This window comes from Streptomyces mutabilis (assembly GCF_014649815.1).
GTDB classification, from domain to species: domain Bacteria; phylum Actinomycetota; class Actinomycetes; order Streptomycetales; family Streptomycetaceae; genus Streptomyces; species Streptomyces mutabilis.
Window position 1 is genome coordinate 1 of the sequence record NZ_BMTT01000027.1, and the last position, 13,997, is coordinate 13,997.

Genomic DNA, 13,997 nt, shown 5'->3' on the forward strand with positions numbered 1-13,997 from the left:
CCCGCGGAGCGGGTACCCCATCGCTGCGCGATGGGCAAACGAACACCCGCGCTGCGCGCGGGTGTTGCGCTCCCGCTCCGCGGGAGCGCTGGCGGGACGCTGCGCTCCCGGAGCTGCTGGGCCTGCGGCCCCGAGGTGGCCTCCGCTGCGCTCCAGCCATCTGGTGGCGCTGCGCGCCACAAAGGCCGGACCCGCTGCGCGGGCCGGCCAACGGGCCTTCGGCCCGAGCACCTACAGGGAGGGGGGTGCGGTGGTTCGGTAACGGGCTGTCAGCGCGCCGGTTGGCGCGGTCGGGGGCGGCCGGCTCGAGGGAAGGGTGACGGCCCTTCAGGCGTGCGCGTGAGGGCGGATGCTTGGCAGCTTGTGCGGGGCGTGGTGCACAGGCCGGCCCGTCGCGGGAACGGCGAGACGCCGCAGGGCGAGACTCGCGGTGACGAGGAGAGCGGTGAAGACCGCCAGGAGGAGGACGGACACCCACATCTGCGCACTCCCCGGGGCCTGCCAGCCGGTCCAGGCCGCGGACCCCGTCCACAGCAGGATGGCTGCAGCGTAGAAAGCGCGGATGCGGCGCAGTTGCCGCACGGCCCGCAGGAACTGGATGCGTTCGGTCTTCGGTGCCATGCGGCACCGTGTACCCCAATGCGCGACGCCCATCAGGGTTACAGAGATTTTGTGGCAGGGACCGGTCGAGGGTCTCGCAAATCCGTATCTCGATGTGATGCAGCATGTAGCATTGGCGAAAAGCGGGGACACCCGGTAGCGGGGATTGAGGGCGTATCGGCCTCGGCGCGTTACTGAGGTTGAACTCGTGGTGTCGTAGGGGCTGACGGCTCGTCGCTCGTGCGGTATCACCGGGGCATGCGGTATCCACAAGGGGGCGGGCTGACCGCCGAACGGCAGCAGTTCCGCGAGGAGTTACGGCTCAAGGCGGCCGAGAGGTTCGCTCGGGGCGAGACGAGCTCGGTGATTGCCAAGGACCTACGGGTCAGTGTTCGTTCGGTGCAGCGATGGCGGCAGATGTGGGACGAGGGCGGTCCGCGGGCGCTGCGGTCGCAGGGGCCGGCGTCACTGCCGAGGCTGAGCGAGAAGCAGTTCGCCCAACTGGAGGCGGAGCTGGCCAATGGGCCGGCCGCGCACGGCTGGGAAGACCAGCGCTGGACCCTGAGCCGGGTGAAGACGGTGATCGGCCGGCGCTTCCACCTGACCTACACGATCCAAGGTGTGCGCAAGCTCCTGGTCCGTAATGGCTGGTCATGTCAGGTGCCGGCCCGACGTGCGATCGAGCGGGACGACGAGTCGGTGGCCGGATGGATCAAGGAGGTGTGGCCCTGCGCGGAAGACTCGCGGCGGTGAGTGGAGCCTGGCTCGTCTTCGAGGACGAGGCCGGATTCTCCATGACGCCGCCGCAGGCGAAGACCTGGTCACAGCGCGGTCGAACCCCGGTGGTGCGGGTCCGCGGCCGCTCCCGCAGACGCATCTCCATCGCGGCGCTGACCTGCTACAAACCCGGCCACCGCTCAAAACTGATCTACCGGCCGCGCCGGGACGACGGCAACCGCGACGGACGTGAGAGCTTCTCCTGGCGCGACTACCGGGACCTGCTGATCGCCGCCCACCAGCAGCTCGGCGGCCCGATCGTGCTCATCTGGGACAACCTCAACGTCCACAAGGCCGCCGACCTGAAGAAGTTAGCCGAATCACGGGACTGGCTGACCATCTACTACTTGCCGCCCTACGCACCCGACCTCAACCCCGTCGAAGGAATATGGTCCCTCCTGCGACGCGGCTGGCTCTCCAACGTCGCCTTCTCCACCCCCGAACACCTCGTCCAGCGCATCCGACGCGGCCTACGGCACATCCAGTACCGCAGTCACCTCATCGACGGCTGCCTCGCCGAGACCGGCCTGACCATCAGGCCCGCCTGAGCAACCCCACGACATCACGAGTTCAACCTCAGTAGGTCCGTGGCCCGTCTGCTATCTGACAGCCACGGCCCAGTGAGGCCGGTGGAGAGGGGAAGGGCGCCATGGGTTCCGATGCGCTGAGGCCGAGCTCCTGGCCTGAGGTGGAGCCGTGGACACCGGCGCATCAGGCCGTGGAGATCAGTGAGTACGAGACCCTCTCCATGCCTGGATGCTGGGGCGGATCCGAACGAGGTGTGCTTCGGGCACACGCTGCTCACTCACGCGATCGACCTGGAAGGCCAAGGCCACGTCCAGGCGAACTACCCGCTGAACACGGCCTCCACAGCGATCCTGCTGGCCTACGGTGCCGACCCACGCCTGCCGGGCATCGACGGCGAGACTCCCCTGCAGATCGCCGAGTACTACCACCACGAGCCGATCAAACGGCTGCTCCAGCGCTTCCTCGTCCTCACACCGGCGGAGACTCCAGGGAGTGCGCATGGCAGATGATCGCGAGTCTTCGCCCCTCGCGCCGGACTCCGCTTACAGCGACGCCTCGATCTACGTGGACGCCGTAACCGCCCCGCGGGTTGTAGCCCGGCTCCAAAACGCCCTCGGCCTCGTCGAGGACGACGGTGCGGAGCTGACCGTCGGGCCGCTGCGCGTGGAAGGCGAGCACAACGACTACGCCACCGGCCGGCACGCCCACCCCCTCGACTTCATTCAGTGGCCGACCGTGCTGGAGTGCGAGGCCCCCGAGGGGACGCCGGACGAGGTGGTGCAGGCTGTCACGGTCGTGCTCGAAGCGCTGTGGCGTGGCGGCTTCAAGGCCGTAGCCACCTGCGACTTCGAGGACGAGCTGCCCGCGCGCGGCGGGATCGAGAGGTACCCCCATCCCTGCTCTGTCTCTGGCGTGTCCGCAGCTTCGTCGGGGTCGTGGTGGAGGAACCTGATGTCACCCGGGAAAAGAAAAGGATGAGTTCTGTGATCAGCCTCCGGGAACATCAGGTGACCCAGAAAACGGCCATTCGGGAATGGGTCAAATCCTTTGCAAGATATTCTGTGTCCGGGCAGGGGGCCCGAGGCACGCTGGTGTCCGCCACCGGATCAGGCAAGACGATCACGGCTGCAGCAAGCGCGCTGGAGTGCTTCCCGGGCGGACGGATCCTCGTCACCGTGCCGACCCTGGACCTGCTCGTGCAGACCGCCCAGGCGTGGCGCCTGGTGGGCCATAGGGCGCCGATGGTGGCGGTGTGCTCGCTGGAGAACGACCCGGTGCTGGGCGCGCTGGGGGTGCGCACCACCACGAATGCGATCCAGCTCGCGCTGTGGGCTGGAACCGGGCCTGTGGTCGTGTTCGCCACCTACGCCTCCCTGGTGGACCGCGAGGATCCGGAGGACCAGACCGGCCAGCAGACGGTCCGCGGGCCGCTTGAAGCCGCCCTCGCGGGCGGGGAGCGGCTCTACGGGCAGCAGATGGCCCCGTTCGACCTCGCCATCATCGACGAAGCCCACTCAACCGCGGGTGATCTTGGTCGGCCGTGGGCGGCGATCCACGACAACGCCCGCATTCCCGCTGGCTTCCGGCTCTACCTCACCGCCACCCCGCGCATTCTCGCCTCCCCCCGCCCGCAGAAGGGCGCGGGCGGGACGGAGGTGGAGCTAGCGAGCATGGCCGACAATCCGGACGGCACCTTCGGGGCGTGGCTTCCCGGCGCCGAGCTGGGGCTTTTCGGAGGCGATCGAGCGGGGCATCCTCGCCGGGTTCGAGATCGACGTTCTCGAGATCCGTGACCCCTCCCCCATCGTCGGGGAGTCGGAGGAGGCGCAGCGGGGCCGGCGTCTGGCGCTCCTGCAGACCGCGCTCCTGGAACACGCTGCGGCGTACAACCTGCGTACGGTCATGACGTTCCACCAGAGGGTCGAGGAAGCTGCGGCCTTCGCGGAGAAGCTGCCGAAGACCGCAGCGGCGCTGTATGCACGCGATGCCTCGGACGGGGACCTGGCGGCCGCCGAGAAGCTGCCCGCGTCGTCGATCGGCGCGGAGCTGTACGAGCTCGAGGCTGGTCGGCACGTGCCGCCGGAGCGGGTGTGGTCAACGTGGCTGTGCGGCGACCACCTCGTCACCGAACGACGCGAAGCCCTCCGTCAGTTCGCCAACGGCATCGACGCGGCAGGGCGCCGGGTCCACCGCGCGTTTCTCGCCAGCTGCCGCGTCCTCGGCGAAGGCGTCGACATCACCGGCGAACGCGGAGTCGAAGCCATCTGCTTCGCCGACACGCGTGGCTCGCAGGTCGAAATCGTGCAGAACATCGGCCGCGCGCGGGCGGACCGCGCGAAACAGCTGACCGCGATCGACCCGGATTGGAACTGCCCCTGGCCGCTGGACTGGCAACGCCATTACGCCGTACTACGCGACCTCGCCGCCGACGAACCCCACGGCGTCCTGCCCGATATCAAGGCCGGCGTGCTCATGGACGGCGACGACATCGGGCGATGGCTCCAGCGGCATAAGAAACCGGGTACGTGGGCGTCACTTTCGGCCGCGCAACAGGAACGGCTGTCCGAGCTGGGCATCAGGCCCGCCGAGGCGCCGTCTCCCGCCCCGACGGCCAAGCGCGCGACCAAGGCGCAGCAGGCGTTCCAGCGGGGCCTGACGGCCCTGACGCAGTGGGTGGAACGGGAAGGCCAACGGCCAGTACCAAGGGGCCACAGTGAGGAGATCGCCGTCCAGGGCGAGGCGGAGCCGGTGGTGGTCAAGCTGGGCGTATGGGTATCGAACACTCGCGCGAGGCGGGACAAGCTCACCCAAGAGCAACTGGAGACGCTACGGAAACTGGGAATGGGCTGGGCATGATCTGGCCCGTGCGTGAGGAGCGCACGGGCCCAGCACGTTCTTCCCTCACGGCTTGCCCGCGCTGCTGGCTATCAGTCGGTGACTGAGGGCGGTAGCAGAATGTCGTAGCGCTGGAAGAGTTCCCGGAAGAAGCCTGCGACTATGCGCGGGCCGTTGTTTCGGTCCAGTTCATGGCCGCCAAAGCGGTAGACGTCGTTGCCGGAAAGGCTCAGCTGCCGGTCCTCCGACACCATCTGGGCGTAGAGCTGTGGTGTCGCTTTGCCGTCGACTGAGTAGTGCTGTTGGCCATCGACCTCCAGGACCACGCGCACTCGGTTCGGCAGCAACAGGAGGAAGTCCATGCGCTGCCGAGCGAGAGGGCCCGGCTCGGCACGGCGCTTCGCCGTGTAGGGGTCGTAGTGGAGGCACACCTGCGGGATCAGGGCGGGCAGTGTATGTCCTTCCTCCCGGAAGTACAACGCCGCGTGGGTGTGGAAGAGGACTTCTTCCGGCGGGGACTCAAGCGACTCCGCAAGTCGTGCACACAACGCCTGGGAGGCAGACGGCTGATCCTTCTGCCCCGTCGGATGCGTCCGCTGCCACCAGTTGACGAGGGCTTCCCACGACAGGCCGGCGGCGTCGAGAGGTCGGGGGTACGTCAGGCAGTATTCGGCGTTGCGGACGATCTCCAGGCGGTTACTGACGGCGTCGCGCAGAACGATGTCGGGCTTGGGGCCGTTGGCCGCGACGCGAAGATCAGGTTCTTGAACTCGCCGTCGACTCCGGTCATACCCAGCGACGCGAGAATCTGCTCCAGCGCTGGAACGTCGTACTCGTCCACCACCTTGCGGGCCACGGTGGTCAGTTCCGGCACGGCCAGCGGACGCAGGCGCGTGAGAACGTAGCGGAACTTGCTCCTGAAGGCTTCGTCTTCTTCACCCGGCGCGAGCCCCAGACGCACGCACTCAGCCGGAACCTCGTAGGACTTCAACTCGCCTACAGCGCTGGCTATAGCGGTGCGCAGCATTTCCGGTTTGACCGCATCTCCCATGGCCGGAGACTACTGGCCCGCGTCCCGACGATCGACCGCCTTGAACGCTCACACAGCCGGAGCCCCGGGCACCATGCCTGATCTCCCGGGACTCCGTCCTGTGGCGCAAGGCGCTACACGAGCGTGCCCAGGGCCTGCTCAGCCATCTGAATGCCGACCTGAGCGGCCGCCGTCGCTCCGGCTCCCACCAGCATGTCCTTGACCTGGGTCGCGAACTGCCTCATCCGGCCCGGCTCGGGGGCCGGCGACGTCGCTTCGGCATGGAGGTCCTGGGCGACGCGCTCCAGTTCCACGCCGGTCCGTCTCGGGCATGCCCAGGGTGTTGCTGATCTGGCCGACGTAACCGGCCAGCCGAATGAACTCGCTCGGGTCGATGTCGGCGGTGTTGTTCTGGGTGACGTTCTGCTGCTCGCCGATGATGACGCCCTGCGCGTTCGGCAGGAAGTTGTTGTAAGTGGCGCCGGGGTGCTGCCGGTTGACGTGGTCCTGCACGCTTCCTCCTGCCAGGGCGCAGCTGACGCCCTGAGGTGTGATGGCGACGGTGACGGGTTCGTTTTCGATGTACTGGATCAGCTGGTGCTCAGACAGGTAGCCGAGCGCTTCGTGCAGCTCGGATTCGGTGGTCACGGCCCCGGCGAAGAACGACCAAGGTGTGTCAAGGAACAGCACCGGGTTGATGGGCTCGCGGTCGCCTGCGGTGTCGAACAGCCACCGGTGGAAGGCGTCCATGGTGTGCCGCAAGCGGGCAGCACGGTTCTTCTGCAGCTCCTTCAGCCGGTGCACCTCGGCCAGGCCCTCATCGCTGAGGTGGATGGCATAGAGGCCGGACCCGGCCCGCAAGGCCCTCACCAGGCCTCGCTGTTCCAACTGAAGTGCGAGGGGAGCCAGGTCCTCCTGAAATTCCTGCTCGATCTGCGACAGGCTGGCGCCACGCCCGCTCCGGGTGTCCAGCAAGAGCAGCAACCGGGCCAGAAAGCCGCTGCTCTCGGTCAGCTCACCACCGGAGACCGCGCTGACGTTGACATCGAGCTGTGCAGACATACGAGCAGGGTGCCGTCGTTGGGCGCGCTCCAGGCTCTTCTTGGTCTCCTTGGCAAGGTTGTCCGTGAGCTTGTTCAGCGCCGTCAGTGAGAATGCGGCGACGGTGCGGGCACGGCCCGTGCCGGGCAGGACGACCAAGAGCATCGAAGGGCTGGTCCACAATCGCGGTGCGGGCCAGCCCTGTCGCGTCAGTTCCTGCGGGAGGGACGGGCGTCCAGCGCCTTGCGCAGGCGCCCCGCGATGGGCTGGTACCGCTGGACGAAGCTGAGGTCCTTCAGCCGGCCGGGCTCGGGGAGCTCCCGGTGCGAGGAAGGCCAGCGCTCGGAGATTGCCCAGCCAAGGGGGCATAGCCCGGCGCGGTTCATGTCCCGGTCGACGCCCGCCAGGTAGTCCTCATCGACGGGCAACTCCCCGTTCGACTGCCAGATCACTCCGTCCAGACGGATGGGCAGATGCGGAGATCCGAAGAGGAAGCCCGGGCACCGTGCACGCAGAACCGCCGCGCTCTGCTCGGGGCTCAGCGGGACACCCATCTCTTCGCCCCCGGGACCCGGGAGCGCGGTCCTGCAGTCGGTGTGCGGAAAGATGCGATCTCCCCAAGAACGACGTGCGCTGTCGCGCTCTCCCGGTCGGGGTAGGACCAGTACCTCGGCAGCAGGACGATCACGTCGTAGGCGTCGAGGGCATCGGCCACCGCCGCCGCGAGCGGACTGCGGTCCGTGCGGGGCAAGCCGCGGTCACTCTCCCGCGCGAGGGGTGGTGGACCTCCCACATGCAGGTGTGGTGCACCAAGACGCCGGGGCCGTCCGGCGAGGCCCGCAGCGTGCTAACGAAAAACTCAGTAATCACTCGTCCGGTCACAGGCCCAGGACCGTCGCCACCAGTTCGCTGCGGCTGCGGACACCGGTCTTCGCGAACACACTCTTCAGATGGTCCTGCACGGTCGCCGGGGTGATGTGCAGTTCCACGGCGATGGTCCGCGACGGCAGACCGGCGACGACTCGCGCCAGCACGTCCCGCTCGCGCGGTGTAAGCCCGTACGCGAGCAGCAGTATCTCGGCCACGTCGGCGGCCGGCGCCGGATGTACCGTCACGGCGATGGCTGCCGGGTGCGGGCCACCACTCAGCGGCGAGGCCTGGACGGAGAGCCACCGGCCCGAGCGGCCGCGGATGCGTCCGTACGCCGGCAGCTCAGCGCCTCTTCCCCGGGCGGCCACCTCCAGGATCGCGGACGGCAGTTCCGCCTGCGACGGGCCCAGCTCGTCCCGCCAGAGTTTCGCGGCCAGGTTCTCCGAAAACAGCCGCAAGTCCTGGTCGAGCAGGAGCACTCCGGCCTCGGACGGGCCCGCAGCGGTGTCGTCGGGTGCCCGGTGGGCGGCCCGGCGCAGGGCCGCACCGACCGGGGCGGACAGCCGCCACAGGACACCGACGTCGGCCGGGGTGAAGTCGGGCCGCCGGCCGCCGCGGAAGAGGGCGACGACGCCCCAGCAGCGGCCGTCCACCACGAAGCCCGCCCGCAGCTCGTGCCGTGCGTCGATCATCGGCAGTACGGTCCGGTAGCGGTGGCTGGATTCCGGATCACCGCCGGTGGCCGCACCGAGCGTGCCCGCGGACACCTCGGAGCGGGCCAGCGCCGCGAACTTCAGGACGTCGTCCACCAGGTACTCGTTGTGCGCGGCGGCCGCGGCCGCCTCCGGTACGAGCCCGGCGCTGACTTGGTCGGCGGTCAGCAGCGTCATCGGGTCGATCGTGCTGAAGCAGTAGGAGTCGGCCGGGATGAGGCGTGTCAGCCGGTCGGCGATCCGGCGGCGCAGTATTCGGGAGTCGAGGTCAAGACGGCAGATCGCCTCGATGTCGCGCACGGTCTCGCGCCGGACCATCGGGGAACTCACCCTTGCCACGGTATCCCAGAAATGCGGGAGGGCCGCCCGACCTTCAGGCGCCTACCGTGGGTCCGAGAAACCCCAGGTCACCGGAGGTACACCGACATGTCCCCGTCCATGCTCAACGTCGGACTGGATCCAGCGCTGGTGGACGACGCGCCCTCGTCACGGGCGGCGTTCCCTGAAATCGACGCCGAGGCGGTCCGGGCCGGAATGGCCGCGGGCCGGGCTCGGCTCGAGGAGCTCGGCCTCAGTGTCGATGTCTGCCTGCTCGACTACGGCCGCACGGCCGAGGCGGTCTTTCGCGCCGCGTTGACCGCCAAGGACTACGACATCGTGCTGATCGGCGCCGGCGTCCGGCTGGACCCGGAGCTGACCCCGCTGTTGGAGGTGCTGGTCAACACCACCCACGAGCTGGCACCCGGCGCGAAGCTCTGCTTCAACGTCAGCCCGACGACGGCTGTCGAAGCCGTCCAGCGGTGGTGGCCCGAACACAAGCCGCTGGTCTAGGCGCTCCATAGCACTCAAGAGACGATTCGATGAACGGGAGGCGGTCTTCCGCCATGTCTGCAAGAGCACTCGAGGACAAGGTCGCACTGGTCACCGGCGGCAGCCGGGGCATCGGCCGGGCGATCGCGGAGCGGCTCGCCCAGGACGGCGCCGCCGTCGGCGTCACCTACGCCCGCGACGAGACGGCGGCGGGCGAGACCGTCGAAAACATCCGCAAGAACGGAGGTCGGGCCTTCGCATTCCAGGCGGGGCTGGGCGAACGCGGCGACGCGGCCCGCCTCTGGGCCGCCTTCGACGCCGCGGGCACGGAGCACGTGCCCGACGGGAAGCTCGACATCATCGTCAACAACGTCGGCATCGGGGATTTCGCATCCCTGGAGTCGTTGACCGAGGACGCCTTCGACAAGGTCTTCGCCGTGAACGTGCGTGCACCGTTCTTCGTCACGCAGCAAGGACTGCCGCGCCTGCGCGACGGGGGCCGGATCATCAACATCTCCAGCTCCGTGGCCCGCCTGGCCACGCCGGGAATGATCGCCTACGGCGCCACCAAGGGAGCCCTGGACAACTTCAGTCTCGCCCTCTCCAAGGAGCTGGGCCCCCGGGGCATCACGGTCAACTCGGTGGCCCCCGGAACCGTCCTCACCGATGCCAGCGCGGCCACCCTGCTGGGCGATCCGCATGCCGAGGCGCAAGCGGCGTCTCTTGCCGCCCTCGGCCGGATCGGGCGGCCGGAAGACATGGCCGACATCGTGGCCTTCCTCGCCTCCGACGACGCACGCTGGGTAACCGGCCAGGTCATCGACGCAACGGGAGGCATGGCCCTCTGACGTGCTAAGGAGAGGAACACCGTCAAACGGCTGATCAACAAGATGAAGGCCTGGCGTGGCATCGCCACCCGGTACGACCCGGTACGACCCGGTACGACAAGTCTCCCGACAGCTACCTCGCCGGCCTCCACCTACGCGCCTCGATGATCTGGCTCAAGGACCTCACCCGAGCCACCCATTGATCGGAACTCAATACGATCCCTAGGCACTGTCTGATAATTGATCTTGTGGTGGGTCGGGGTGAGTTGACGGATGCGGCATGGGAGCGGATAGCGCCCCTGCTGCCTGGTGTTGACGGTCGTGGTCGTCCTTGGCGGGATCACCGGCAGGTGATCAACGGGGTGTTGTGGCGGTTGCGGACCGGTGCTCCGTGGCGTGACCTGCCGGAACGCTACGGGCCGTGGCAGACGGTCTATGAACGGTTCGCCCGCTGGGAGGCGGACGGAACCTGGGCTCGCCTGCTTGAGCAGGCCCAGGTTCGCGACGACTCCGTCGGAGCCGTGGAGTGGACCGTGTCGGTCGACTCCACGATCAGCCGGGCCTATCAGCACGCCGCCGGTGCCCGCAAAAAGGGGCGGCGGCGGGGGACGAACTGGAAGATCCGGCACGCCCGTCGGCTGGCCAGGCGCTGGGCCGGTCCCGAGGCGGGCTGACCACCAAGCTCCACCTCGCCTGCGACGGCCGGGGCCTGCCCCTGGCTGTCGTCGTCACGCCAGGCAACGTCAACGACTCCACCGTCTTCGACACGGTCATGGACGAGCTGAGGGTGCCCCGGACCGGCGCCGGGCGCCCCCGCCTCAGGCCCGATGCGGTCGTCGCGGACAAGGCGTACTCGTCCCGGGCGATCCGCCAGTCCCTGCGACGCAGAGGCATCCGGGCAGTGATCCCTGAGCGGGCGGACCAGAAGGCCAACCGTCTGCGGCGAGGGAAGGCCGGCGGCAGACCCCCGGCCTTCGACCGCGAGCTTTACAAGGCCCGCAACGTGGTCGAACGCTGCTTCAACCGCCTCAAGCAGTTTCGCGCGATCGCCACCCGCTTCGACAAACTCGCCACCCGCTACACGGCCGGAGTCCACCTCGCCGCACTCATCCTCTGGCTCCGCGAACCCAACCAAGATCCTTTGTCAGACAGGACCTAGCGCCCGGCACCGGGCCCTGCCGCTCAGCGGAGACGTCCAGCTTCTCGAGGGGCTGGACACGGGCCGAGCTCAAGGAGCGCTTTCCGTAGCCCCGCTGACTCCGCAGCAGGTGTACGACGTGATGGGCAGGATCGCCGGTACGCCATAGCAGGTGCGGACTTTTCAGGGACGGAATGGACGTCTCACCCCCATCCCTTCAGGCTGCCTGCCCGTCGCCTCGCGAGCCGGTGCCCGACGGTCCGAGGCGTTGGCCCTGCCGAGGTGGGCGACCGCGCTGGTGCGGGCCCTGCTGGTGCTGACCGCGGGAAGTCGCCCGCTGACTGACGGATGACCTTGTCGGTGGACCGGCTGGCAGCGCGCGGCGTCGGTCAGGCACCGCCTGGTACGGCCTCACGCAAGGTGTTCCACAGCCTTCGCCGGTCCGCGGCAGGATCCTCGAGCACGACAGATGCAGCACCATCGTCCAGCCGCATGACGGACCGCCGTTCGGCGTAAGCCGGCCAGTGCGGCAGCCCGCCGCCAGGAGGACGGGCAGCAGTGGGGCGTCCAGTACGGGCGAAGGAGCTCCAGGCTTCCCGTATGCGATCGGATAGTCCTCGGGGAGCGTCGGGCCCGGCAAGCGGATGGGCAAGATTGCCGAAGACAAAGCCGATCTCCGCCATGTGGCAGGCGCCGAGGGCACCATCAGAAGCGGGCGATGGCCACGCGAATTCGTATACGAACGTTTCCGCTCCGTGCGCGGCGCGAGCCTCGGCCGCCCGGAGAGCAGGGATCCGGTAGGCGTAGTCGGTCATGACCCCCGACAGCAGGTCGCCCGGGGTCGCCCCCGGATACGCGTATGCCTTGCAGGCCTCGACGGGGTCGAGGCCGAAGCCGGCGAGGAAGCCGTGAAGCACCTGGTCCGTGATCCGCGGGCCGATCCCCAGCGGAACGAGGAAGAGGCGGAACTCGTCACTCGTCGTGCCGGTGAGCAGATCGATGTCCCGGCTCGCCCCGTCGGCAAGCGCATCGATCGGACGCTGCGGCAGGGTGACTCCGTCCACGACGGGCAGCACCGTAGTGCCGCCGCCGCCCGACTCACCCCACTGTCCGGGATCGGTCGCCTGCGCGATCTCCTGGCCCAGGGCAGCGTCGGCGGCGATGAGCCGCTCGAAGGGCACCGCGGCCAGACTCTCGCGTGTCGGCTCCGCGCCGGCAAGGGCGGCCAGCCGCTCGGTGACGCGTCGGGCGATGTGCTCGGGGTGGCTGTGGTGGCCGGCGCCGCTCTGCGTGATAGCCCGGCGGAACAGGCCCTGAGCCTGCGGCATGGTCATGAGCGCGGTGATGCTGATAGCGCCGGCGGACTGACCGAAGACGGTGACATTGTCCGGGTCGCCGCCGAAGCCGACGATGTTGTCGCGGACCCATTTTATCGCGGCGATCTGGTCAAGAAGACCGAGGTTGGAGGAGCTGTCCGGCAACAGGAGGAAACCCTCCGCGCCGAGGCGGTAGTTCAGCGTGACGCAGACGACGCCGTCGGCGGCGAGCCGCGCGCCGTCGTAGGAAGGCAAGGCGCCAGATCCGTTGCGGAACGCGCCGCCGTGGATCCACACCATGACCGGAAGCCGTCCTCCGGTGCGGCCCGGAGCGGGCGTCCACACGTTGAGGTTCAGGCAGTCCTCATCTGGCGCCACCGCTTCTTCCAGCAGGCCGGTCATCGCCGGGAGGTAGCCGGGCTGGGGCGCGCTGGGGCCGGGGACGAACGCGTCGCGTACTCCGGTCCATGGCTGCGGCGGCTCGGGAGGCAACAAGCGTCGCGGACCGAACGGCGGCGCCGCGTAGGGAACGCCCATGAACGCTGCCACTTCCCCCTTCCAGTGTCCGCGAATGCGGCCTGCAGAGGTGGGGACGGTGATGTGCATGGAGCCTCTCCGCGTGGTGCTCGTACCCGACCATGCTCACCTGCCTCCGAACGGCAGAACAACTCAATTGTCGAGCGGCGGTTCACAGTCGGCAGCAATCAGCGGGCCCGCCCACGGCCAGTTCACCAGACAGCCGAGCGGGGCTGAGGTCGTCAGTCCGCACAGCGTGTGCCTCTGTGCGACCCTTCTCCTTGGGCGGGTCACTGCCGCCTGCGAGGGGCGCCGTACCAGCGCCAGGTCGTGCGCCGGGGCCGCTCAGGGCTGCCGATGCGTCCGGTGGCCCACAGCAGGGTTGACGAGGCGTCGTCGATAATGGGCACCTCAGGAAACAGCCGGACGAGGGCCCGGCGGCTCAGGTCCTCCGTCGGCTTCCCGTCACGTTGGGCCCCCTGGGCGATGTCGTAGGTGTGGACGAGTGTTTCGACGACTCCCATCGCCGCGAAGCCCTCCGGGTCGGAGGCGCCGAAGACGTGCGGGGCCAGCACCGTGGGGGCAGTGCTGTCCACCATCGCAGCGAGCACGCCGCCGCACGCCTCGACGACGGTCAGGAGCCCCTCGGCCCCCGCCGCCGCGTCCCCGAATATGACGTTGACGGGCCCGTCGGCGCGGTCGCTGGACAGGCGCAGGGGCACGCGCCGGACGTCCATGGGATGTCCGAGCCCGAAGCGCAGCGCGTAGGTGAGCAGATCGTCCGCGAGATGCTCCAGGGTTTCCCAGCACGTCCAGTCCAGGTCACCGGCTGGAGCACTCCATCGGGAGGGGGGAACATCGGACAGGACCGCGACGCAGTGAGCGACGGCCTCGCGCACGTGCTTTCCGCTCACCAGCGCATCAGTTACTTCGGAATGTGACATTCAGGCAGGCTACCGGGCACGGTGCCAAGCGGCAGGCTGCAGGACCCGCTGA

Annotated in this window: 16 protein-coding genes and 1 pseudogene; 8 read left to right on the forward strand and 9 right to left on the reverse strand. The window is 68.7% G+C overall.

Annotation, left to right across the window (positions count from 1 at the left end):
- Nucleotides 1-327: 327 nt before the first annotated feature.
- Nucleotides 328-621 (reverse strand): hypothetical protein, encoded by a 294-nt coding sequence (locus tag IE142_RS31595; protein WP_191888907.1) that lies wholly within the window; start codon nt 619-621, stop codon nt 328-330.
- A 237-nt stretch (nt 622-858) separates the two neighbouring features.
- On the opposite strand from IE142_RS31595, the gene IE142_RS39385 reads away from it, so the two are divergent.
- From IE142_RS39385 to IE142_RS39390, 5 genes and pseudogenes are all read left to right on the forward strand, one after another.
- A protein-coding gene (locus tag IE142_RS39385; protein WP_440862275.1) for an IS630 family transposase occupies nt 859-1,925 on the forward strand; the annotation gives its coding sequence in 2 pieces (ribosomal slippage) (nt 859-1,302 and nt 1,305-1,925; 1,065 coding nt in all).
- A 180-nt stretch (nt 1,926-2,105) separates the two neighbouring features.
- The gene (locus IE142_RS31610; protein ID WP_229831039.1) at nt 2,106-2,414 is read left to right on the forward strand and encodes an ankyrin repeat domain-containing protein; all 309 of its coding nucleotides are present in this window, start codon (nt 2,106-2,108) and stop codon (nt 2,412-2,414) included.
- Complete coding sequence (locus IE142_RS31615; protein WP_191888910.1) at nt 2,404-2,883, forward strand: hypothetical protein; 480 nt, start codon at nt 2,404-2,406, stop codon at nt 2,881-2,883. The genes IE142_RS31610 and IE142_RS31615 overlap by 11 nt, the downstream gene beginning before the upstream one ends.
- Nucleotides 2,880-4,227 (forward strand): annotated as a pseudogene (locus tag IE142_RS31620) (DEAD/DEAH box helicase family protein); the annotation flags it as partial. The gene IE142_RS31615 and the pseudogene IE142_RS31620, both read left to right, overlap by 4 nt.
- Nucleotides 4,228-4,377: 150 nt before the next feature.
- Nucleotides 4,378-4,761, forward strand: a complete 384-nt coding sequence (locus IE142_RS39390) for a helicase associated domain-containing protein (RefSeq protein WP_502266901.1) — start codon at nt 4,378-4,380, stop codon at nt 4,759-4,761.
- A 71-nt stretch (nt 4,762-4,832) separates the two neighbouring features.
- Here IE142_RS39390 and IE142_RS31625 read toward each other — a convergent pair whose 3' ends face one another.
- From IE142_RS31625 to IE142_RS31650, 6 genes are all read right to left on the reverse strand, one after another.
- Nucleotides 4,833-5,219, reverse strand: a complete 387-nt coding sequence (locus IE142_RS31625; protein ID WP_191888911.1) for a hypothetical protein — start codon at nt 5,217-5,219, stop codon at nt 4,833-4,835.
- Between the two features lie 179 nt (nt 5,220-5,398).
- A complete protein-coding gene (locus IE142_RS31630) occupies nt 5,399-5,791 on the reverse strand; it encodes a hypothetical protein (protein WP_191888912.1) in 393 nt (130 codons plus the stop codon).
- Between the two features lie 138 nt (nt 5,792-5,929).
- Nucleotides 5,930-6,976, reverse strand: coding sequence for a hypothetical protein (locus IE142_RS31635; protein WP_191888913.1), 1,047 nt, complete (start codon nt 6,974-6,976; stop codon nt 5,930-5,932).
- 44 nt (nt 6,977-7,020) lie between these two features.
- Nucleotides 7,021-7,365, reverse strand: a complete 345-nt coding sequence (locus IE142_RS31640) for a hypothetical protein (RefSeq protein WP_191888914.1) — start codon at nt 7,363-7,365, stop codon at nt 7,021-7,023.
- The gene (locus tag IE142_RS31645; RefSeq protein WP_191888915.1) at nt 7,350-7,562 is read right to left on the reverse strand and encodes a hypothetical protein; all 213 of its coding nucleotides are present in this window, start codon (nt 7,560-7,562) and stop codon (nt 7,350-7,352) included. The genes IE142_RS31640 and IE142_RS31645 overlap by 16 nt, the downstream gene beginning before the upstream one ends.
- Before the next feature lie 127 nt (nt 7,563-7,689).
- Nucleotides 7,690-8,724, reverse strand: a complete 1,035-nt coding sequence (locus IE142_RS31650; protein WP_191888916.1) for a helix-turn-helix transcriptional regulator — start codon at nt 8,722-8,724, stop codon at nt 7,690-7,692.
- A 96-nt stretch (nt 8,725-8,820) separates the two neighbouring features.
- On the opposite strand from IE142_RS31650, the gene IE142_RS31655 reads away from it, so the two are divergent.
- From IE142_RS31655 to IE142_RS31665, 3 genes are all read left to right on the forward strand, one after another.
- The gene (locus tag IE142_RS31655; RefSeq protein WP_056792618.1) at nt 8,821-9,225 is read left to right on the forward strand and encodes a hypothetical protein; all 405 of its coding nucleotides are present in this window, start codon (nt 8,821-8,823) and stop codon (nt 9,223-9,225) included.
- Nucleotides 9,226-9,278: 53 nt separating this feature from the next.
- On the forward strand, nt 9,279-10,052 hold the full coding sequence (locus IE142_RS31660) for an SDR family oxidoreductase (RefSeq protein WP_191888917.1): 774 nt from the start codon (nt 9,279-9,281) through the stop codon (nt 10,050-10,052).
- Between the two features lie 227 nt (nt 10,053-10,279).
- Nucleotides 10,280-11,190 (forward strand): IS5 family transposase gene (locus tag IE142_RS31665; protein WP_268252994.1). Its coding sequence is split into 2 segments (ribosomal slippage): nt 10,280-10,628 and nt 10,628-11,190, totalling 912 coding nucleotides; the frame shifts between segments, so codons are not numbered across the junction.
- A 368-nt stretch (nt 11,191-11,558) separates the two neighbouring features.
- Here the strand turns inward: IE142_RS31665 and IE142_RS31670 are convergent.
- Entirely contained in the window at nt 11,559-13,091 is a 1,533-nt protein-coding gene (locus IE142_RS31670; RefSeq protein ID WP_191888918.1) for a carboxylesterase/lipase family protein, read from the reverse strand.
- Between the two features lie 200 nt (nt 13,092-13,291).
- Nucleotides 13,292-13,945 (reverse strand): maleylpyruvate isomerase N-terminal domain-containing protein, encoded by a 654-nt coding sequence (locus IE142_RS31675; protein ID WP_191888919.1) that lies wholly within the window; start codon nt 13,943-13,945, stop codon nt 13,292-13,294.
- Between the last annotated feature and the right edge of the window lie 52 nt (nt 13,946-13,997).